This is a genomic window from Pontixanthobacter sp. (genome assembly GCF_049682855.1).
Lineage (GTDB): Bacteria > Pseudomonadota > Alphaproteobacteria > Sphingomonadales > Sphingomonadaceae > Pontixanthobacter.
Window position 1 is genome coordinate 123,548 of sequence record NZ_JBAUIK010000010.1, and the last position, 18,885, is coordinate 142,432.

An 18,885-nucleotide genomic window follows, 5' to 3' on the forward strand; every position below is an offset into this window, starting at 1 on the left:
ATAAGGCTGGGTGATAGGCAAGGCTGGGTGATAGATAAGGCTGGGTGAAGCGCGGCACGCAGAGCGCAATCAGCGGAACCCAAGATTGCGCAAGGCGAAAAACAGCTGAAATGTATTTCCGCGCTCCGCATCACCGGTTTCGGAATAATCGCGCCGCCAGGTCAGGCCGAGTTCCAGGCAATCATCGCGATATGACACGCCCAGCCGCGTCCGGATCGGCTCGAAGCCGTCAGAGGTGAGAGTCGGGTCTTCCTCAAAATCGGTGAGATTGATAATCCCGGCGCCAAAAATCGACCAGTATTTCGCGAAAGCAACACGGGTGGCGAAGCGCAGCTCCTCCCGGTCCTGCAAATCCTCGATACCCTCGGCAATATTCCGGTTGAGACGCAAATAGCCGATCTCGGCATAGGTCCGTTTGTCACCAATCGTTGCATCAAATTCGTTACGGCGAACGGCGAAATTATCCTTGTCGAGCCGGTATCGGTGGGTAATGCTGATCATATCACGGAAGCGCAATTCGGTGCGCCCGACGAAATCGGACACGCGCTCGCGAATTCCGGTACCGCCAATCAGAGCCGTCTGGTCATTCTCCAGCCGGTATGACTGGCCAAGCGATGATTTGAACCGCCAACTGGGGCGCTGCACTTCCCAATCCAGCCCATAAGTTAACCGGATACCGTCCTCAAACCGGTCATAGCCAGGAAACCGGTTGAGCGAGAACAGATTGGAATCCTCAAGGTCGATTGCGCGCGAATCCTCGTTCGGGACTGCGAGATTGCGTATTGGCGGAGTGGCGACCAGTTGCACGCGCGGCGTTACAATCTGCGTTCCGCCAAACGCTTCGCCGATAAACGGCCATTGCACATCCACCGCGCCCACGGCGATGGCCCGCGTTTCCCAGCCGGGATTGCCGCGATAAATAGCCGTCGCCGTCAGTCCGTTATCCCCTGAATGATAGACATCACCGCGCACCAGCCCGGTCACCGTGACGATCTGGCCCAGATCGGTTAGGCGGCTTAGCCGCCACTGGGCGCTGCCGAATGCGCGCTGCGTATCCTGCCCGTCGCGGCGGGTAATCGCGAGCGTATTGCCCTGCAGTTCCAGCGTGCCGCCAAATCCAGCCGGATCATCGAACCGCTTGCGGTAATCGATCACCGGCAGGGCGAGGGGAACTTCGCCTTGCGGTGCATTGATCCGCATGGTCTGGGTGGCCCAGCCGGCAAGTGAGAAATATGATGTGCTGGATATGCGCTCGAGATTGACTGTCGAGCGCAGCCGATCGTCGCGGCTTATATCGTATCGGCGCAGAAAAGTCCGGTCGCTGGCACGGCGGATGGACCCGGTAACGCTCCATTTCGGATCGAACTGGAACTTGCCGTTTGCCGCGATGTATCCGCGCGGGTCGCGTTCCGAGGTCGGCGTTGCGCCGAAATCGCTGATGCGGTTGCTGGCGGTGGCATAGCCGGTGATCTGATACGCGCCCCGGCTGGTCAGATGCCGCCACTGGGCGGACACCATTGGCGGTGCCTCGCTATACAGATAACCGCGCACGGTGAGATCGCGATTGTCGCCAGCTCGCCAGTAATATCCGCCTTCGATCTCGACCCCGTTGGACTGCGAAACGCGCAAGTCCGGGATCAGCACGCCCGATACCGCGCTGCCATCTGTGCGAACCGACAGGCCCGGCATCGGCAGCACTCTGGCCCCAAACAGTTCAAGATAGGCCCCGTCAAACCGAATCTTTCTGTCGTCCGGGTCATAGGTCACACGCTCGGCCGTGACGCGCCAGCTCGGGCTTTTCTGACAGCCTTCGGGATCAACCACCGCGCAGGCGCTGTAAGCGGCAGTGGTCAGCACGATGGACCCATCAGCCTGACGTTCCGCGCTGCGCGCAGCCAGCCTTCCGCCTTCGCGCAGCGCAAGCAGCAGATCATCCATCGCGCCCGCTTCAAATTGATCGGTCAATTCAATCCGGTTGGTGAAAATCTGGCTGCCATCCTGATCGACAAAACGGACATTGCCCGATGCCTCGATCTGCCCGGTCGCGCGGTTCCAGATCACCTGGTCAGACCGCAGGGACCGGTCCTCGCTGCGGAGCAGAACCGATCCGCTGGCGGTGATGATGTCCTGCTGGGAATCATACGCCAGATCATCAGCTTCGAACATGATCCTGCGGCTCTCAGCCGCGCTGTTGATTACAGCTGGACCGCGCGCGTCCACCGGTTCGGCAGGAGGGGCGGGATCTGCTGGTGCTGCGGTCTGGCCATCGGCGCGGACAGTTTGCGCTGCGGCAGTGTGCGGCATGGCCAAAGCAACCAGCACAGCGCCGCCCGTGGCCGCAATCGCCGGAACAAAACGCCGCTTTCGCGATACGGTGGGTATGGAATATGGCGGGGCGCGCATGACTTGCCTATCGCACCGCCCGCGCGTAATCGCAATTCCATTCGCGGGCACAATCTTTGCAGCCCAACGCATCACGCGCACATAGCGGCGCAATCTTTTCTTCTGGAGTTCCCATGCAGGTCAATTTTTCCGCCACCCGCCCTTCTGATGCGCGCCTCGTCGCCTATGTTGCCAATAAGGGCAAAATGCCAGAAGAATTGGAGAAATCGCTGACCGAAGGGGCCAATGCCGCCCGTTTCAAGGGCACCCCTGCCCAGATATTTGAAAGTTTCGTCGAACGCGGGGGACATGTCATCCGCGTGGCGATTGCCGGTGCGGGCGAACCCGCCGCAGACAACCGTTCGCTCAATCTTGAAAAAGCCGGCGCTGCTCTGGCCGCGAAATATCTGACATCGGGCGAGACGCATCTGGTGCTCGATCTCACTGCCAGCGGGCTTGATGCCGGTGCAGCCGCGTCGGTACTGCTGGGCCTGCGGCTACGCAGCTGGCGGCATGACGCCTACCGCACGAAGCTGAAAGAGGAACAGAAGATATCGCTGACCAAGGTGTCCGTGATCGGCGCAGCGGAGGGCGCTGAAACAGCCTGGGCGGATGCCGCCGCCATTGCCGAGGGGGCCGAGTTCACCCGCGATCTGGTCGCCGAACCGGCCAACACGCTGTTTCCGGTCAGTTTTGTTGAACGCTGTCAGGAAAAATTCGCTGGCACCGGTGCGGAGCTGATTATCCTGGATGACGCGCAAATGGAACAGCTGGGCATGGGGTCACTGCTGTGTGTCGGTCTGGGGTCAGAGCAACCCTCGCGCATGCTGGCGATCCGCTGGAATGGCGGCGCTGATGACGATGCGCCCACCGCCTTTGTCGGTAAAGGGGTCACCTTTGACACAGGCGGCATCTCGCTCAAGCCGGGGCCTGGCATGGGCGATATGAAATGGGATATGGGCGGCAGCGGCGCTGTTGTCGGCGCAATGCTCACTCTGGTCAAACGCAAAGCCAAAGCCAATATTGTGGGGGTCGTGGGTCTGGTGGAAAACATGCCTGATGGCAGGGCGACCCGGCCCGGTGATGTGGTGACGTCAATGTCCGGCCAGACGATTGAGGTGTTAAACACGGATGCAGAAGGCCGGCTGGTGCTTGCCGACGCGCTGCATTGGACGCAGGTCGAATTCAAACCCAAACAAATCATCGATTTCGCCACGCTGACCGGCGCCATGATCATCTCTCTCGGCAGCGAGCATGGCGGTGTATTTGCCAATGATGATACGCTGGCAGACAGCTTGCTTGCGGCGGGCAAATCCAGCGGTGACAAATTGTGGCGTTTCCCGCTGTCGCCCGCTTATGACAAGCTGATCAACAGCCCGATTGCCGATATGCAGAATATCGGTCCGCGCGGTGCCGGTTCCATCACTGCCGCGCAGTTCCTCAAACGTTTTATCATGGATGACACCCCGTGGGCGCATTGCGATATTGCGGGCATGGTGTGGGCGGACAAAGCGGGCGCGACCTGGGACAAGGGCGCAACCGGATACGGCGTGCGGCTGATTGATAATTTCGTCCGCGAAACACTCGAAGCCTGATCCGGTAGACGGGGGTAAACAATGGCCCGCATGCGCAAGAAAGCCGACTTGCCGAGCAAGCTGTGCAAAGCATGCGGGTTGCCATTTACATGGCGCAAGAAATGGGAACGGGACTGGGATAATGTCCTGTATTGTTCGGAGCGGTGCCGCCGCAATCCGTCCGCCAATGGAACCGCGCGGTGAAAGTCGATTTCTGGCAACTGAGCCGCGATCCGGCAGAGCGGGTGGTCGCACTGATCGCACAAAAAGTCTGCGGCGCGGGTGACCGGTTGCTGGTCGTCTCCTCTGATCCGGCGCAGCTTGCCGTGATTGGCAAAACCCTGTGGGAAACGGCGCCCGAAGCATTCCTGGCCAATGGGACATCGAACGAACCGGGGGCAGACCGTCAGCCGATCCTGCTGTCCGGTGAGTGCAGAGCCGTAAATGGCGCCTCCCATATCATCTTCGCCGATGGTCAATGGCGCGATACGGCAGAGGGTTTCGACCGGTCATTCCTGCTATTTGACGCCGCCACGCTGGATGCTGCGCGCGCATGCTGGCGCGGGCTGGACGGTCGGGACGGGGTGGAGCGCAGTTTCTTCCGGCAGGATGGCGGAAAATGGGTAAAAGTCGCGTGAGCGCGATGGCCCTATAATACTTGCGAAGCGGGCGATGCGGCGCTAACTCCGCGCGCAATATTATTACAGCCCAATCTCGATATGACATAAGGAATTTTTCATGGCGGTTACCCGCACTTTCTCGATCATCAAACCCGACGCGACCCGGCGCAATCTGACCGGCAAGGTTACGCAAATGCTGGAGGATGCGGGGCTGCGCGTGGTTGCATCAAAGCGTATCCATATGAGCCGCGCGCAAGCCGAGGGCTTTTACGCAGTGCATAAAGAGCGCCCTTTCTTTGGCGAGCTGGTTGATTTCATGATCAGCGGCCCGGTTGTCGTCCAGGTGCTCGAAGGTGAAAACGCCATGCAGCGCAACCGCGACATTATGGGCGCGACCAACCCTGCTGACGCAGCGCCGGGCACCATCCGCAAGGAAGTGGCCGAAAGCATCGAAGCCAATTCGGTTCACGGCAGCGATAGCGATGAAAACGCGGCTGTTGAAATTGCATTCTTCTTCGGCGAAGACGAAATTGTCGGCTGACCGCCCGCGAGCCGGCCGCTCGCGAAATGTGACACAAAAGGGCTTCCGGAGCGTTCCGGGAGCCTTTTTTGTGTGAAGGTCAATGCGGCGGGCCGGATGTGCTGCGATCACCGAAACTGGCCAGCTGCGGGCCATGCTGATGGTGGGCGGACCGCGAATTGGCGCTCTGTTCCTTGTGCATCGCTGCAAGCGCCTGTTTCGTCAGGCGCAGGCCGAGTGTCTTGTACAGGCGGGTGATCTCCTCCACCCAATTGTGCCCCAACCGGTCAAAATCAAGCTCGGCAACCGGGCCAGCATAATTCGCCAATGATCGTGACACTCTGCTTTCGCGCAGCGCAATCTTGCGCCGCCATTCCTGTTCGATCCGCTCCAGGCTGACATCGTCTGACTGGATCGCCATCTGGTTGGCAACCAGGGAGACAGAGCTTTTCAGCGTATCATCGTCGCTCCGGCGGGAGACGATGATTTTCGCATGCGGAAGTTCGCCGAGCAAAGCATCGAGATCTTCGGTAAATTGCGGGACTTTGAGGATCCGCGGTTTGGCCGCACTGCCATGATGCGCGGCGTCGGTTCGCAAAATACGGGCAAATTCGCGATAGATCGGCGCGGGGTCACGCGCTTCACTAAACGCTGTGTAAGACGGGATGTGCCACTGCGCTTCATAGGCGCAGTGGCTCAGCGCGCACGCCAACCAGCCCAGCTCCTCATCAGCGCGCGCAGCCCCGAACGGATGCAGCGCATCAATCCAGGGATCGAGCATCCGCGCTGCGGCCAATGCCACCCCGCCGATCAGCGGCCGTATATCGGGGCGCGCCGGGACGGCATGCCAGCTGTCGCAGAACCGCGTGGCACTATGGGCCGGGTCTGATGCGAGCAACCGATGGATACGTGTTGTGCCAGAGCGCATCTGGCCAACCACGATAATCGGCGGGGCAATTTGCGTCACGACCAGCTGCGGCTGTTTGCGCCACACCGCGCCAAGCGCCAATCGCTGGTGTATCGCGCGGCTGAGCAGACCGTAAGCAAATGCATGCCCAACCGCGTTCAGCTTTGCCTCGCTCTTTACCGAGGCGCATAATCTATGCAGCCTCTGGGTGAAATCGGCGACATCGTCATCAGCGCGGCCAGCGGCCAGATCGGCTGTGTCATATCCCTTGAAGGCCCGAGCCAGCAATTCGTCTGCATCCAGCGGGACGCGGGGCAACCATCCGTTATCCCATGCCCTGTTCAGCCCCGTATCGAGCCGGTCTACCCAGCGCGCACGCGCCAGCGGATGCGGCCGGGGTGGGTGCCGGGGTGGGGACATGTCCGGCCTAAAACTCGCTGGCCGCGGCAAACAGCCGGCTAAGCCGTTTGGGCGCGGCGGATTGCCAGCTTCGCTGTAGCCAGTAGGTTACCTGATCCCAGTCAAGACCGGGCCGGTTGAGGATTATGCCAACCCAGCCGCTGGCACCGTAATAGGCCGGACGGAAAAATGCATCAGGATCATTGTCTATCAATGCCCCCAGCTCGTCCTGTCCGCCGGTTTTCACCAGCAGCGCGACATGCGGTACCCCGTGATGGCGGTCAGCGAAATGGGCGAAATATTTACCGCTTTTCCCGCCGGTACGCCAAGCGGGTGCGCCGTGGCTTTCGCGTTCTTCGGTTTCCGGCATTTGCAACGCCATGCGCCGGATCTGTGCCAGCAACCATCCCGCGTCATATTGCCGCGCGACGTAACGGGCGACAATTTGCGGATAGAGCTGATGTTCGGCAATCCGGATGCGCCTGGCCAGACTGTCTGCGCTGTCACCGGGCTGGACTGTCACCGCGATCTGGCCCAGAATTTCCCCCGCATCCAGCTCGGTTGAAACAAGGTGCACCGTCGCGCCCGCTGTTTCGTCCCCCGCATCGATCGCGCGCTGATAAGTGTCAAGACCGCGATATTTGGGCAGCAGCGAGGGGTGGATATTGAGCATTCGCCCGTGCCAGCGGCGAACGAATTCATCCGAGAGGATCCGCATATAGCCTGCGAGTATGATATAATCGGCACGCGCCCTGATCGCGGCGGCTTCCATCACCTGATCATGCGCGGCGCGGTCCATGCCTTTATGCGGCTGGCTGAACGTGGCTATCCCTTCACTTTGCGCCAGCGCCAGACCGGTGGCAGCGGGCTGGTTACTGGCCACCAGCACCACTTCATATGCGGCACCGGGCAACCGGCTGGCATAGAGCAGCGCCGCCATATTGGTGCCTGTGCCTGAGATGAAGATGGCAACCCTGGCTTTTGGCGGACCGGGGTGTTCAGGCGCGGTATCAGCCAAAATGTTCTGCTTTCCAATCGGTTTTCGCGGCCCATGTTCCCGCTGATCCGTGGACGGTGCAGCCGGTTTCGCCTTCGCCTATAGTACCGATGGCGAAGACGGTTTCGCCCGCCGCCTCCAGCTCGGCAGTCAGCGCAGGGACATGCTCGGGCCGGACCGCCAGGACCATGCCGATACCGCAATTGAATGTCCGCGCCATTTCTTCGGGCTCGATATTGCCCTGCGCCTGAAGGAACGCCATCAACCGCGGCTGATCCCAGCTATCGGCATTCACCGCCGCATGCGCCCCGCCGGGTAATACGCGCGGTATATTCTCCAGCAATCCGCCGCCGGTAATATGCGCGAGCGCGGCAATTCTGCCCGATCGTATCGCAGGCAGCAGACTTTTCACATATATGCGTGTCGGTTCGATCAGCGTATCAATCAGCAGCCTGTCGGGATCAAACAGAGCGGGCCGGTCCAGCTTCCACCCCTTATCCGCCGCCAAGCGCCGGACCAGCGAATATCCGTTGGAATGGATACCCGAGCTGGCCAGGCCGAGCAAAACCTGTCCGGGAGCAACCGCATCGCCGGTCAATTGCTCGCCGCGTTCGACAGCGCCGACACAAAAGCCCGCCAGATCATAATCACCGGCCTGATACATGCCCGGCATTTCCGCTGTTTCGCCGCCGATCAACGCGCATCCTGCATCTTTGCAGCCATCGGCAATGCCCGCCACGACGCGTTGCGCTATACCTGTTTCCAATGTCCCGGTGGCGAAATAATCGAGGAAAAATAACGGTTCCGCGCCCTGGACGATCAGATCATTGACGCACATCGCGACCAGATCAATTCCCACGGTGTCATGCCGGCCTGCGTCAATCGCCAGCTTCACCTTGGTGCCGACACCGTCATTCGCGGCGACCAGCAACGGGTCTGTATATCCCGCCGCCTTGGGATCAAAAAAGCCTCCAAAACCGCCAATTTCCGATGCCGCACCGGGCCGCGCCGTCGCCTTTACCAAAGGCCCGATGGCACGCACGAGAGCATTGCCGGCATCAATCGATACGCCGGCTTTGGCATACGTATAACGTTCCGGCTGAGCGGAAGTGATATCTTTATCTTTTGACATGGGCACTGGCTTTAGCCATTCGCGCTTGGAATTCCACGCACCTTTCGGCAAAAGGCCCAAAGTTTTCCCCGATGGCCCATTATCTCGCCTCTTTACCTCAATCGCGCAAAGCGATCTTGCTGGCCGCAGCAGCGGTGATGGCCGCGCTATGCGCAGTGCTCGCCGGCCACCTGTTGAGCGCGCAGGTGGACGGCAACCGCGGTATCGCAGCGGTGGTCAGCAGCAGCGATATTGACGTTGGCGGTATCGACGTGGATGTGCGCGGAGACAGTGCAGAGGATGCGCGAGAGAAAGGCTGGCGGCAGGCACAGCGCGATGGCTGGGCCAAGCTGGGTGGCCCGAAAATCTCTGATTCTCAATTGCAATCAATGGTTTCTGCAATTGTAATCGATAAGGAACAGATTGGTCCGCGCCGGTATATTGCCCGATTGGGGGTCATTTTCGATCGCTCCCGCGCGAGCCGGTTTCTGGGATCGTCGGGCCAGCGGGCACGGTCTGCGCCAATGTTGCTTATGCCGGTCACATTCAGCGGCGGATCGCAGCTGGTTTATGAACGGCGCAATCTTTGGCAGCGCGCCTGGGCGGAATATCAGGCCGGGTCGAGCCGCATCGATTATGTCCGCCCGTCAGGCGCGGCGGGCGATTCGCTCTTGCTGACATTTGGGCAGACCGGCCGCCGCAGCCGGATCTGGTGGCGCAACATCCTCGACCAGTTTGAAGCTGCCGACGTTCTGGTGCCAATTGCCAGCCTGGATTATCAGTGGCCCGGCGGGCCGATCGATGTCACGTTTACCGGTCGCTACGGGCCGGACAGTACCTATCTTGACAGTTTCACCATGACGGCGCGAGGCTATTCGGATTTACCGCGCTTATACAGCGAAGCGGTGCAGCGTTTCGATGCCATGTTCGAACAGGGGCTGGCGGACGGGAAACTGCGCCCCAACCCGACCTTGACGGGCGGGTTGACCGATGCAGACCCGGCTTTGCAGCGCCTGATTGAGGCAGGGCGCGCTGCCGATGCACGCGACAGAGCAGCGCAGGCTGCGGCTGAGGCGGCGGAACGCGGCGAGCAAAGTACCGCGCCCGAAGCTGCCCCGGCGCCGCCTTCGACAGACGCTGCGCCGGTGGCGGTGCTGTCCAGCTATACCATCCAGTTCGCCAGCCCCGATGCCGGAACGATCGATGCGACGCTGGCGGCAGTGCGCGCGACAGCCGGGGTTCGCGGTGCCGCCACCAGCAGTCTGGCAATTGGCGGAACATCGGTGATGAGCGTGACCTATGGCGGCAGCCTGTCCGAACTCGCCGGGGCATTGCGCGCGCGCGGCTTTACCGTCAGTCAGGGTGCAGGGGCACTCGCCATCAGCCGCTAGGCCGCCTAGTCTCATAGTGATGTCGCAGATTGCTTTGCCATTACAGAGTGCGCGCGCGGGCGATCCCGAGCGGATTGTCGTTGGCAATGCCAATGCCGATATAATCGAAAGCCTGAAGCGCGCTGATAGCTGGCCGTTCAAAACCGCCATCCTGACGGGCGAGGCGCGCAGCGGAAAATCGCTGCTGGGCCGGTGGTTTGCGGCGCAAGGCAGCGGCGAGTGTATTGATGGGGCGGACCAGCTTGCAGAAACCGAGTTGTTCCACCGGTGGAACCGCGCGCAGGAAAGCGGCACGTCCTTATTGCTGATCTGCGATGGTGCGGGCTGGGACATTGCCTTACCCGATTTGAAATCTCGACTGGGCGCAGCGATGCACCTTCAAATGATGGCCCCGGATGATGATATGGCAGCTGCCCTGATACACAGCCTTGCGGCGCAGCGGGGGCTTGCGCTGGGCGAGGGCGCGCTTACCTATCTTGTACCGCGCGCGGAAAGAAGTTTTGCCGCACTGGAACGTCTGGTCGATGCAATTGACCGTCTGACTTTGGAGCGCAAGGCGCCTGCGACTTTGGGCATTTGGCGTGACGCACTGGATGCGGTTCTGGGGTCAGAACAGCCCGATTTGTTCTGATCTGTCATCTGCCGGGCTTGCGTGTGTGCAGGATTGGTGGAAAATATACCATTCCCGTGGGGGCGGGCTAGAAAGGAATGAGTGCCTATGTTTTCCGGCCTCACCGCATATCTGGATTCCATCAGGGCGCGCGATCCGGCGGCCCGTTCGCGTTGGGAAGTGCTGTTCTACCCCGGTGTACTGGCGCTTGGCCTCCACCGTGTGGCGCATTGGCTGTTTCAGGCGCGCCTGTATTTTCTCGCGCGGATCGTGAACCATTTTTCACGCTTTTTGACCGCCATTGATATTCATCCTGGGGCGAGTATCGGAAAAAATTTCTTCATCGATCACGGCTTTACTGTGATCGGGGAAACTGCCGAGATTGGTGATGATGTCACGATCTATCAATGCGTGACGCTGGGCGGAACAAACCCCACCAACGGGATTGGCGGCAAACGCCATCCGACATTGGAAGACCATGTCATCATCGGGTCAGGCGCCCAGATTATCGGCCCGATTACGATACGCAAGCGGGGCCGGGTGGGTGCCAATGCGGTGGTGACCGATGATGTGCCGGAAGGTGCCACGATGGTCGGCATGAAGGCGCGCTCGACACTGGTCCCGGCGGAGGAATGGATTAAGGATTTCATTCCCTATGGGACACCGTGCGATGAACCCTGCGAAGAACTGATAGAAACGGGCGCGGGCCGAATTGCGGCACTGGAAAGTCAGGTGGCGCTTATGCAGGCCGAACTGGAAGCGATGAAATCACCCAGTGCCAAGCCGGTCACGCGCAGCGGAACTGACGATTGATGGCAGCGGGTTCAGCAGGAAATAATGGCAGCGGCGTTGACAGGATCATCGCGTTTCCGGGCCGCGCGGCGGCGCAAGTGGCGTTTGATCGCGACGAGCTGCAGCGGATACTGAACCTTTATGGCCGCATGGTATCCGCCGGTGAATGGCGGGATTACGCGATGGATTTTACCCGAGATACGGCCGTGTTCTGCGCCTTCCGCCGCGCCGCTGAACGTCCGCAGGCGCGGATCGAAAAGCGTCCTTCCCTGCGCAACAAGCAAGGTATGTGGACATTGTTTGGCGAACACGGCCAGGTGTTGAAGCGCGGTCATGAGCTCGCCGGCGTGCTCGCGCCGATGGAACGGCGGTTGATGAAAACGGTCGACGGCTGATCAGCCGATAATCGGCAGTTTCTCCTGCACCGATCCGGGCAATCTTGTCACAATGAATCTGCGGATCGGGGTCCAGAAAGCGGATAGGGTCAGCAAGGCAGAGCCGATCACCAGAGCGGTCAGCGCGACATTAAGCTCCACCGCCCCGAACCGGTCAAACAACCAGGTCAGCGTTACCAGGACATAGGCCAAAGCCGATACAAGCAAAGCGCGCCGGTCGATCGTGAGCGCGATCAATCCCATCGCGATATAGACGGCAAGGACAGCGATGGCCGCAACTGCGCCGATTTCGCGGCCGTTTGTGACACCGATTATGTAAAAGAGCGGGTGCGCGATCATCGGTGCGGCCAGCAAATGAAGCCAGAAGGCCACATCGCTGCGGCGCGTTTGGCGGGCGCGGTCGCTGATATCCCAGCGCATGGCGAGCGCGAATATTACAAGACCGGCAATGAACACCAGCGCGAGCACGACATCGCCATTATCATTAAAAGTGTCAGGGCCGATTGCGGCCACTAGCAAGGCGATCATCGTTACCGTTGCAGCGCCAGCCCCAGCCGCGACGGTGATCGGCACTTGGAACCGCTTCCAATGAAGCCACGCAGCAGCGGCGGCCACCAGACCTGCGCCGCCGATCAACACCGCGACTAACCGGTCGTCAGCATTATAGGCAGCGCTTAATGTTGCAAGACCGGTGACAGCGGCAAAGATACCGCCCACGAATGCCAGCAGCAATATGATGCTGGGCAATGCCATGCGGCGTTTACGGGTAAAGAATTCCGCCAATGGCCAAGCGATCACTGCAACCAGCGCACCAGCCAGGCACAGACTTATCGCGGAGGAGATTTGATTTTGCAGCATCGCCGCGTCGCGTTCGGCCGCGGTTATCAGATCGTAATCGATCCAATCGAATTTGGACCGGAATGAAGCACCGATTGCCTGACCAATCGCGCCGGCAGCAAACAACATGATCACCGCGCCTATCGCGACGAAGATGTCATTAAAGCTGTTGATCAGGCGGAAATTTTCTTCGTCCCCTGTCGGGGCTGAACGCGAACGGCGCACAAAATTGCGTAACGAGTCCGCTGCATCGGCGCTGACGGCGCCGGACTCGACGGCCAGACGTAGATCATCTTCACTATACATTGGGCCTACTCCCTACCCCTGTCCGGGACAGATGTAGGCCCAGTGTATTAGTAGGTCAATACAGTGCGGACGTTATCCCCGCGCGCTGGAGGGCGCTGCGTCCGCGCCGAGCACGTCTTGCATGGCCTTGAGGATAGCGCCGCTTTGCTCGCTGCCCGATTGCGGGGCGATCAGGTTGGTCATGCTGTTGATGTCGTCCCAGCGCGCGGCGAAGCCTTCGACAGTGCGCTCGCCATCTTTCAGCCAAACCGCGTCATTCATGGTCACCCATGCGCTGTGGAAGCCGCCCGCGCCCGCGCCAACGATCTGGTTGGTCGGGGCATCTTCGCTGACCAGATAGAGCGCAGCCGGGGCCACATTCTCTGGCGAAAACAGCTTGAATGCCTCTTCGGGGAACAGATCTTCAGTCATGCGCGTGCCCGCAACCGGTGACAGCGAGTTACAACGGATATTATATTTCGCGCCTTCAAGGTGGAGCGTTTTGGTCAGGCCCGCCAGGCCCAGTTTCGCCGCGCCATAATTGGCCTGGCCGAAATTACCGAACAGCCCGGTGCTGCTGGACGTCATTAGAATGCGGCCATAGGCTTGCTCGCGGAAAGTTTCCCAGCATGCCTTGGTGGCATAGGCGGAGCCGAGCAGGTGAACCTTGACCACCAGCTCGAAATCTTCCGGGCTCATTTTGGCAAAGCTCTTATCGCGCAAAATGCCTGCATTATTGATCAGCACATGCACGCCGCCCCATTTCTGCTTGGCGTCAGCAACCATCTTTTCCATCTGGTCATACTCGGTGACCGAAGCGCCATTGGACATCGCTTCGCCGCCAGCTTTTTCGATTTCCTCAACGACCTGCGCGGCTGCATCCGAAGTGCCCGTGCCATCGCGCGCTCCGCCAAGGTCATTGACCACGACTTTTGCGCCGCGGCGCGCCAGTTCGAGCGCATATTCACGGCCCAGGCCGCCACCGGCACCGGTGACGATTGCGACGCGGTCTTTGAATGAAATGGTCATGAAACTCTCTCCGATTGGATATCTGTTGCTTTACGTTGCCGTAAACGTGAGCCATGAATTGGCAGGTTATTGCGCGTGTTGCAACTGCGAACAGGGCCAGCCGCGATTCCGTAGCGTTACTACGGCATTGGACGGCACATTACTGACCGGAAAGCCGCTCCAGCGCGCCAATCAGCTCGCCAGCCGATTCAATCACAGCATCCGCACCCAGTTCATGCGCGGGCATGTCGCAATAGCCATAGGCGCACGCGACCACGGGCACACCGGCTGCTTTGGCGGCGTTTACGTCGTAAGAGCTGTCCCCGACAAAGGCGAATGCTTCGCCGCCGCCGTGAACAGAGCATCGCTTTCGCGCTTCGAGGATCGGGTCCGGTGCCGGTTTGGCCCGGTGTTTCCCATCGGCGCCTTTACCCATCGTATCGCCGCCAATGATCGTTACAAACCGGTCCGCCAGTTTGAGCTGGTTCAAGATGCTGGTCGCGAAGCTTTCAAACTTGTTCGTGACCACAGCGATTGTGACATTGCGGGCCGCCAATTCGTCCAGAACCCCGATCATGCCGGGGTAGGGGCGTGAATGAACTGCGTTATTCTCCGCATAATAGCCCAGCATCTGCTTATACAATGCGTGAAAAGCATCCCGGTTCATGCCGCCCTGGCTGTCTACGGCCTTTGATAGCATCATTTTGGCGCCGCCGCCGATCAGGTCTTTCGCGCTGTCCACTGGTACCGGGTCCAACCCGCCCAGTATCAGCGCGTGGTTGACCGCCGCGCCCAGATCCTGGTGGGTATCCAGCAATGTCCCATCAAGATCAAACCCGACGGCAGAGAACGGAAATGTGGCCATAGGCGGTCCTGCGTGGCGGAACCTTCTTCAAACCGCAAGCATTTGGTGGCATGGGGCACGGTATGACGAAATTCGCAGCAATAATCCTCGCCGCGGGCAAAGGCACCCGCATGAAATCCGATCTGCATAAAGTGCTCCATCCGATTGGCGGCAAGCCGATGCTGTTCCATCTGCTTGACAGCTTTGACGCGCTGGAGCCTGCGCATATGGTGGTGGTCGCCGGCGACCGGCATGAACAATTGCGTGATGCCGTGGCAGACCGCAATGTGACGGTTGCCATGCAGGAACCGCAACATGGCACCGCCCATGCGGCATTGATGGCGAAGGATGCACTGGCCGGCTTTGACGGTCTGGTGATGGTCGCCTTTGGTGACTGTCCGATGGTGAAATCGGCGACCGTGCAGAAATTATGCGATGCGCTGGATGATACGGCCAAGGTCGCAGTGCTTGGCTTTCGCCCGGATAATACGCTCGCTTATGGCCGCGTGATTGCGGATGCGGACGGCACGGTCAGCAAAATGGTCGAGCATAAGGATGCGAGCCAGGAAGAGCGCGCCTGTACCCTGTGCAATTCCGGCGTGCTGATCGCACATAGCCGGGATATCTGGCGGCTGCTGGAAAACGTCGGCAATGATAATGCGCAAGGCGAATATTACCTGCCCGATGTCGCAACCAACGCAATTGCAGAGGGCAGCCGCGTGGTGGCGGTGGAAACCGCCCCCGATGAGGTTGCCGGGATCAATTCGCGCGCTGAACTGGCCGCCGCCGAAGCGGGGTGGCAGCAGTTTAAACGCGAAGAGGCAATGGCGGCGGGTGTATCCCTGAAAGCGCCTGAAACGGTGTTTTTCAGTTGGGATACGAAGCTTGGGCGTGATGTGGTGGTTGAACCCAATGTGGTGTTTGGCCCCGGCGTCACGGTGGCCGATCACGCGACGATCCGCGCCTTCAGCCATCTGGAGGGCGCCACGGTCGGCGAGCATTGCAGCGTTGGCCCCTATGCCCGCCTGCGCCCCGGTGCGGTGCTTGAAGAGGGCGCCTTTATCGGCAATTTTGTCGAAATGAAAAAGGCCACTTTGGGCAAAGGCGCAAAGGCCAGCCACCTGACCTATCTGGGCGATACGACCGTCGGCGCGCATGCCAATATCGGCGCGGGCACCATTACCTGCAATTATGACGGGTATTTCAAGCACCAGACGACAATTGGTGAACGGGCTTTCATCGGCAGCAATTCAGCCCTGGTGGCACCGGTCACTATCGGCGCAGACGCCATTGTGGCTGCGGGCAGCACGGTCAGCCGCGATGTTGCCGCAGGCGAATTGCGTATGGTTCGCGCCGAACAATTGGTGAAACCGGGCTGGGCCGACCGATTTCATGACACGATGAAAAAGAAGAAAGCGGCAGCCACGGACAAGGCATAATGCGGGCACCCCATGCGATTGTTCTGGTACTGTTGGTCGCAGCATGCCGCAACCACGAGGCACCTGGACCGGACAATGGCAATCCGCAGACTGCGGATACCGGGCATGCGGTTTCGCTATCGCAAGCTTCCACAGCGGAGCGGGAAAATCGGGCGGGCGCGCTGCCGGTTTCGTCGGGCGGCGCTGCACCCCCCAAGCCGGGTGCGCGCGCCGGGCAGCTCGCCCCTGTGTGCGGCGCAGATGAACAGGTGATCTTCGCCTGCACCATGAAAAGCGGCAAGAAGGCCTCGGTCTGTGTCGCGGATAAAGGTGGCACCCCGTTCGCCCAATACCGTTTTGGCCCGGCGGACAAGCCAGCAGAACTTGCATGGCCCATGTCACCTACCGATGGCCGCTTGGCATTCAAGTCTGTCCCCTATTCGGGCGGCGGTGAGGCGCAGATCAGCTTTACCCGGGGCGATACACGCTATGTTGTTTTCAGCCGGGTCGTGCGGACCAATTTTACGGCTGGTGAGCCCAATTATCCGGCGATTGATGATGGTATAATGGTTCTGCGCGGTGGCAGCGCGCTGGGCGCGCTTATGTGCGCCGATGTGGCCATGCCGATCCAAACTGCTTTGGCGGAAAAATATTCAGACCCCGCAGCGGATATGTTCTACGCCGAATGATCGCCCGCCAGCCCAACACTGCCACCTGCTGGCTGTGCGGACGCGGGTTCGCAACCAAAACCCAATGGCATCATACCGTGCCCAAATCAAAGAAAGGCAAGGCCACGGTACCGGTCCATCCGATCTGTCACAAAACCATCCATCTGCACTTCTCCAACGCAGAGCTGGCGCGGTTTGGAGAGGACCGGGATGCTTTGCTCGCCAATCCCGCGATCGAAAAATTTGTCTGCTGGGTGCAAAATAAACCGGCAGACTTTCACGCCCGGGTACGGCGCAGACGCCCATAAAAAAGGGCGACCCTTTGGCCGCCCTTTTACTGCCGTTTCTGTTTGAGAGTTTACGCTTCGACGTGTTCCGCCAGAACTGTCAGGCCGTTATCGCCAACCTCGGCAAAGCCGCCGCGCACTTCGATTGTTTCAGGAGTGCCGCCTTCGGTTTTGAAGACTTGCACTGCGCCGTCGCGAATGGTGGACATGAACGGCGCATGGCCTTCCAGCACACCAAATTCGCCTTCCGCGCCGGGGACGACAACCATATGCACGTCTTCAGAACGGACCAGCCTGGCCGGTGTTACAAGTTCAAAGTGAAGAGCCATCGTGCTTAAGCGTCCTCAGCCATTTTCTGCGCTTTTTCCACGACCTGCTCGATACCGCCAACCATATAGAAGGCTTGCTCCGGCAGGTGATCATATTCGCCGTCCACAACCGCCTTGAACGATGCGACCGTATCTTCCAGCTGGACAAAGACACCGCTGATACCGGTGAAGACTTCGGCAACGTGGAAGGGTTGAGAGAGGAACTTCTGGATTTTCCGCGCACGGGCCACGGTCAGCTTATCTTCTTCGGACAGCTCGTCCATACCCAGAATGGCGATGATGTCCTGCAGCGACTTGTATTTCTGCAAGGTTTCCTGGACTTTACGCGCAGTTTCATAGTGCTCGTTACCGACAACGCGCGGTTCAAGGACGCGTGATGTGGAATCGAGCGGGTCGACCGCCGGGTAGATACCCAGCTCCGAAATTGCGCGGTTCAGTGTGGTCGTCGCATCGAGGTGAGCGAATGACGTTGCCGGGGCCGGGTCGGTAAGGTCATCGGCAGGAACGTAAATCGCCTGAACCGAAGTGATCGAGCCCTTGGTGGTCGAGGTGATGCGTTCTTGCAAGTTACCCATGTCGGTCGACAGAGTAGGCTGATACCCCACCGCTGAAGGGATCCGGCCCAGCAGCGCGGACACTTCCGAACCGGCCTGTGTGAAGCGGAAAATGTTATCGACGAAGAACAGAACGTCCTGACCCTCCTGATCGCGGAAATATTCCGCCATTGTCAGACCGGACAGAGCAACACGGGCGCGCGCACCTGGCGGCTCGTTCATCTGACCGAAGACGAGCGCAACCTTGGAACCTTCCGATGTCGCAACACCGTTGGCATCCTTGGCGATAACGCCTGCGTCGAGGAATTCGTGATACAGATCGTTACCTTCGCGGGTCCGTTCCCCCACACCGGCAAACACCGAAACCCCGCCGTGACCCTTCGCGATGTTGTTGATCAGTTCCTGAATGAGAACGGTCTTACCAACACCGGCACCGCCGAACAGACCAATCTTGCCGCCCTTTGCATAAGGGGCGAGAAGGTCGATCACTTTAATCCCGGTGACCAGAATGGCGCTTTCGGTGGACTGGTCCACAAATGGCGGCGCTTCTGCGTGAATCGGCATGACCTGATCGGCGCCGATCGGGCCAAGCTCGTCAATCGCTTCGCCAACCACGTTCATAATGCGGCCAAGTGTTTTCGGGCCAACAGGCACAGAAATCTGACGGCCTGTGCTGATCACTTCCTGCCCGCGTGTGAGGCCTTCGGTCGCGTCCATCGCAATGGTGCGAACAGTGTTCTCACCCAGGTGCTGGGCAACTTCGAGAACCAGCGTGTTATCGCCGTTCTTGGTTTCCAGAGCCGAGAGAATTGCGGGCAATTCACCTGGGAACGCCACATCGACAACAGCGCCGATGATCTGGGCAATGCTGCCGTTAGTTGATTGGTTTAGGACTGGGGCGGTAGCCATTTTTGTATCCTTGCCTTCTACTGTATCTCGTTTTCCCAGCGCCCATCA

General features: G+C 59.7%; 20 protein-coding genes. 11 read left to right on the forward strand and 9 right to left on the reverse strand.

Features of this window, described 5'->3' with window-relative positions; genetic code table 11:
- Positions 1-69: 69 nt before the first annotated feature.
- Positions 70-2,403, reverse strand: coding sequence for an LPS-assembly protein LptD (locus WA922_RS07755; RefSeq protein ID WP_424771124.1), 2,334 nt, complete (start codon positions 2,401-2,403; stop codon positions 70-72).
- A gap of 113 nt (positions 2,404-2,516) precedes the next feature.
- On the opposite strand from WA922_RS07755, the gene WA922_RS07760 reads away from it, so the two are divergent.
- The 4 genes from WA922_RS07760 (at position 2,517) to ndk (ending at position 5,117) form a co-directional block, all read left to right on the forward strand.
- Entirely contained in the window at positions 2,517-3,977 is a 1,461-nt protein-coding gene (locus WA922_RS07760) for a leucyl aminopeptidase (protein WP_424771125.1), read from the forward strand.
- Positions 3,978-3,998: 21 nt separating this feature from the next.
- Positions 3,999-4,160: a DUF2256 domain-containing protein gene (locus tag WA922_RS07765; protein ID WP_424771126.1), complete on the forward strand. Its 162-nt coding sequence runs from the start codon at positions 3,999-4,001 to the stop codon at positions 4,158-4,160.
- The gene (locus WA922_RS07770) at positions 4,121-4,594 is read left to right on the forward strand and encodes a DNA polymerase III subunit chi (protein WP_424771127.1); all 474 of its coding nucleotides are present in this window, start codon (positions 4,121-4,123) and stop codon (positions 4,592-4,594) included. Before WA922_RS07765 ends, WA922_RS07770 begins: the two co-directional genes overlap by 40 nt.
- Before the next feature lie 100 nt (positions 4,595-4,694).
- Positions 4,695-5,117: a nucleoside-diphosphate kinase gene (ndk, locus tag WA922_RS07775; protein WP_424771128.1), complete on the forward strand. Its 423-nt coding sequence runs from the start codon at positions 4,695-4,697 to the stop codon at positions 5,115-5,117.
- A 79-nt stretch (positions 5,118-5,196) separates the two neighbouring features.
- On the opposite strand, the gene WA922_RS07780 is transcribed toward ndk, so the two are convergent.
- The 3 genes from WA922_RS07780 to purM are packed head-to-tail and all read right to left on the reverse strand — an operon-like array spanning position 5,197 to position 8,531.
- A complete protein-coding gene (locus WA922_RS07780) occupies positions 5,197-6,423 on the reverse strand; it encodes a sulfotransferase (RefSeq protein WP_424771129.1) in 1,227 nt (408 codons plus the stop codon).
- Positions 6,424-6,430: 7 nt separating this feature from the next.
- A complete protein-coding gene (gene purN, locus WA922_RS07785) occupies positions 6,431-7,420 on the reverse strand; it encodes a phosphoribosylglycinamide formyltransferase (protein ID WP_424771130.1) in 990 nt (329 codons plus the stop codon).
- Positions 7,413-8,531, reverse strand: a complete 1,119-nt coding sequence (gene purM, locus WA922_RS07790; protein WP_424771131.1) for a phosphoribosylformylglycinamidine cyclo-ligase — start codon at positions 8,529-8,531, stop codon at positions 7,413-7,415. The genes purN and purM overlap by 8 nt, the downstream gene beginning before the upstream one ends.
- A 71-nt stretch (positions 8,532-8,602) precedes the next feature.
- On the opposite strand from purM, the gene WA922_RS07795 reads away from it, so the two are divergent.
- The 4 genes from WA922_RS07795 to WA922_RS07810 all read left to right on the forward strand — a co-directional run bounded on the left by WA922_RS07795 (position 8,603) and on the right by WA922_RS07810 (position 11,698).
- Positions 8,603-9,901, forward strand: coding sequence for a heavy-metal-associated domain-containing protein (locus tag WA922_RS07795; protein WP_424771132.1), 1,299 nt, complete (start codon positions 8,603-8,605; stop codon positions 9,899-9,901).
- Positions 9,902-9,920: 19 nt separating this feature from the next.
- Positions 9,921-10,532, forward strand: a complete 612-nt coding sequence (locus tag WA922_RS07800; protein ID WP_424771133.1) for an HdaA/DnaA family protein — start codon at positions 9,921-9,923, stop codon at positions 10,530-10,532.
- A gap of 87 nt (positions 10,533-10,619) precedes the next feature.
- A complete protein-coding gene (epsC, locus tag WA922_RS07805) occupies positions 10,620-11,324 on the forward strand; it encodes a serine O-acetyltransferase EpsC (RefSeq protein WP_424771134.1) in 705 nt (234 codons plus the stop codon).
- On the forward strand, positions 11,324-11,698 hold the full coding sequence (locus WA922_RS07810) for a DUF2794 domain-containing protein (protein WP_424771135.1): 375 nt from the start codon (positions 11,324-11,326) through the stop codon (positions 11,696-11,698). The genes epsC and WA922_RS07810 overlap by 1 nt, the downstream gene beginning before the upstream one ends.
- Here the strand turns inward: WA922_RS07810 and WA922_RS07815 are convergent, their stop codons facing one another.
- From WA922_RS07815 to WA922_RS07825, 3 genes are all read right to left on the reverse strand, one after another.
- Positions 11,699-12,841: a hypothetical protein gene (locus WA922_RS07815; protein ID WP_424771136.1), complete on the reverse strand. Its 1,143-nt coding sequence runs from the start codon at positions 12,839-12,841 to the stop codon at positions 11,699-11,701. It lies immediately after the preceding gene.
- 72 nt (positions 12,842-12,913) lie between these two features.
- The gene (locus WA922_RS07820; protein WP_424771137.1) at positions 12,914-13,849 is read right to left on the reverse strand and encodes an SDR family NAD(P)-dependent oxidoreductase; all 936 of its coding nucleotides are present in this window, start codon (positions 13,847-13,849) and stop codon (positions 12,914-12,916) included.
- Positions 13,850-13,988: 139 nt separating this feature from the next.
- Positions 13,989-14,693 (reverse strand): HAD hydrolase-like protein, encoded by a 705-nt coding sequence (locus tag WA922_RS07825; protein ID WP_424771138.1) that lies wholly within the window; start codon positions 14,691-14,693, stop codon positions 13,989-13,991.
- A gap of 62 nt (positions 14,694-14,755) precedes the next feature.
- On the opposite strand from WA922_RS07825, the gene glmU reads away from it, so the two are divergent.
- Genes glmU through WA922_RS07840 form a run of 3 tightly spaced genes read left to right on the forward strand, consistent with a single transcriptional unit; the run spans position 14,756 to position 17,066 of the window.
- Entirely contained in the window at positions 14,756-16,111 is a 1,356-nt protein-coding gene (gene glmU / locus WA922_RS07830) for a bifunctional UDP-N-acetylglucosamine diphosphorylase/glucosamine-1-phosphate N-acetyltransferase GlmU (RefSeq protein WP_424771139.1), read from the forward strand.
- The gene (locus WA922_RS07835) at positions 16,111-16,779 is read left to right on the forward strand and encodes a hypothetical protein (protein ID WP_424771140.1); all 669 of its coding nucleotides are present in this window, start codon (positions 16,111-16,113) and stop codon (positions 16,777-16,779) included. The genes glmU and WA922_RS07835 overlap by 1 nt, the downstream gene beginning before the upstream one ends.
- Entirely contained in the window at positions 16,776-17,066 is a 291-nt protein-coding gene (locus tag WA922_RS07840; RefSeq protein ID WP_424771141.1) for an HNH endonuclease, read from the forward strand. Before WA922_RS07835 ends, WA922_RS07840 begins: the two co-directional genes overlap by 4 nt.
- A 50-nt stretch (positions 17,067-17,116) precedes the next feature.
- Here the strand turns inward: WA922_RS07840 and WA922_RS07845 are convergent, their stop codons facing one another.
- Positions 17,117-17,374 (reverse strand): ATP synthase F1 subunit epsilon, encoded by a 258-nt coding sequence (locus WA922_RS07845; RefSeq protein WP_424771142.1) that lies wholly within the window; start codon positions 17,372-17,374, stop codon positions 17,117-17,119.
- Positions 17,375-17,379: 5 nt separating this feature from the next.
- Positions 17,380-18,837, reverse strand: a complete 1,458-nt coding sequence (gene atpD, locus WA922_RS07850) for a F0F1 ATP synthase subunit beta (RefSeq protein ID WP_424771143.1) — start codon at positions 18,835-18,837, stop codon at positions 17,380-17,382.
- Between the last annotated feature and the right edge of the window lie 48 nt (positions 18,838-18,885).

Coding starts and splice junctions, on each gene's coding strand:
- WA922_RS07755 (WP_424771124.1), bottom strand. CDS start 2,403: ATGCGCGCCCCGCCATATTCCATACCCACCGTATCGCGAAAGCGGCGT.
- WA922_RS07760 (WP_424771125.1), top strand. CDS start 2,517: ATGCAGGTCAATTTTTCCGCCACCCGCCCTTCTGATGCGCGCCTCGTC.
- WA922_RS07765 (WP_424771126.1), top strand. CDS start 3,999: ATGGCCCGCATGCGCAAGAAAGCCGACTTGCCGAGCAAGCTGTGCAAA.
- ndk (WP_424771128.1), top strand. CDS start 4,695: ATGGCGGTTACCCGCACTTTCTCGATCATCAAACCCGACGCGACCCGG.
- WA922_RS07780 (WP_424771129.1), bottom strand. CDS start 6,423: ATGTCCCCACCCCGGCACCCACCCCGGCCGCATCCGCTGGCGCGTGCG.
- purM (WP_424771131.1), bottom strand. CDS start 8,531: ATGTCAAAAGATAAAGATATCACTTCCGCTCAGCCGGAACGTTATACG.
- WA922_RS07795 (WP_424771132.1), top strand. CDS start 8,603: ATGGCCCATTATCTCGCCTCTTTACCTCAATCGCGCAAAGCGATCTTG.
- WA922_RS07800 (WP_424771133.1), top strand. CDS start 9,921: ATGTCGCAGATTGCTTTGCCATTACAGAGTGCGCGCGCGGGCGATCCC.
- epsC (WP_424771134.1), top strand. CDS start 10,620: ATGTTTTCCGGCCTCACCGCATATCTGGATTCCATCAGGGCGCGCGAT.
- WA922_RS07810 (WP_424771135.1), top strand. CDS start 11,324: ATGGCAGCGGGTTCAGCAGGAAATAATGGCAGCGGCGTTGACAGGATC.
- WA922_RS07815 (WP_424771136.1), bottom strand. CDS start 12,841: ATGTATAGTGAAGATGATCTACGTCTGGCCGTCGAGTCCGGCGCCGTC.
- WA922_RS07820 (WP_424771137.1), bottom strand. CDS start 13,849: ATGACCATTTCATTCAAAGACCGCGTCGCAATCGTCACCGGTGCCGGT.
- WA922_RS07825 (WP_424771138.1), bottom strand. CDS start 14,693: ATGGCCACATTTCCGTTCTCTGCCGTCGGGTTTGATCTTGATGGGACA.
- glmU (WP_424771139.1), top strand. CDS start 14,756: ATGACGAAATTCGCAGCAATAATCCTCGCCGCGGGCAAAGGCACCCGC.
- WA922_RS07835 (WP_424771140.1), top strand. CDS start 16,111: ATGCGGGCACCCCATGCGATTGTTCTGGTACTGTTGGTCGCAGCATGC.
- WA922_RS07840 (WP_424771141.1), top strand. CDS start 16,776: ATGATCGCCCGCCAGCCCAACACTGCCACCTGCTGGCTGTGCGGACGC.
- WA922_RS07845 (WP_424771142.1), bottom strand. CDS start 17,374: ATGGCTCTTCACTTTGAACTTGTAACACCGGCCAGGCTGGTCCGTTCT.
- atpD (WP_424771143.1), bottom strand. CDS start 18,837: ATGGCTACCGCCCCAGTCCTAAACCAATCAACTAACGGCAGCATTGCC.